The organism is Serratia sp. H1w (assembly GCF_000633355.1).
Lineage (GTDB): Bacteria > Pseudomonadota > Gammaproteobacteria > Enterobacterales > Enterobacteriaceae > Chania.
In genome coordinates this window covers 1-788 of record NZ_AYMQ01000231.1, presented here as the reverse complement: position 1 = coordinate 788, position 788 = coordinate 1, and the positions used below count along the sequence as shown (strand labels likewise).

Genomic DNA, 788 nt, shown 5'->3' with positions numbered 1-788 from the left:
GTCTGGGATTGTATGGGAAGGACTACCGTTCAGTGGTTCGCTGAGTGGGGCTACAGGAACAACAACGTTACAAAATTTAACATACAATTACCTGATAGGGGTTGGAACTGAAAAATCAAACTGTTCAGTTAATGTCCCTGGTATTACTCTCCAGAATATTGCTGCATTCAAAGTAACTGATGGTGTTGGATTGGCTCCCAGAATCTTTGCATCCGGGTACTTTACCCGTTTTAATGGAGAAATCGCACATTTTTCAGGCACAATTGGGGTGTTAGGAAATAATATGCTAATGGATAACGGTACTAGAATGAAGGCTGGCGGGACTCAATGGTGTTTTGGTCCAGAAGGTAAGTTATCTGCTGATATTGTGGATTACTACTCAAGTACTGGACCAAGAGAAATAACCTATTCAGGTTCGTGGGTCATAATTACTGATGGACATCAGTCTCCAGGGCCTGATATTAATCTTTCCGTTCCTGCTTATATAATGACTTATCCGTATTCTGGTTCGGGGAATTTGTATCAACAAATTTTACCTTCATTATTAACTGTGCGAGTTTCTTCATTGGATTGCAGTATAGCGACCGATTCCACAATTAACTTTGGTAATGTTTTGCGCAATTTTCAGTTAGGCACTGAATTGGCGCACCTCACGACTCCACTTACTACCTCCTGTACACAAACCGCTTCGAATGCCATCGCAGCCAATATCAACGTACAATTTCGCGCCATCAGTGGTTTGTATGGCTTAGCCTCAACCCGGCTCGCGCTCACTCAGGGTGGGGGGT

Annotated in this window: 1 pseudogene; it reads left to right on the top strand. The window is 43.3% G+C overall.

The window, feature by feature from the left end:
* A pseudogene (locus U869_RS32365) lies at window positions 1–788 on the top strand (hypothetical protein); the annotation flags it as partial.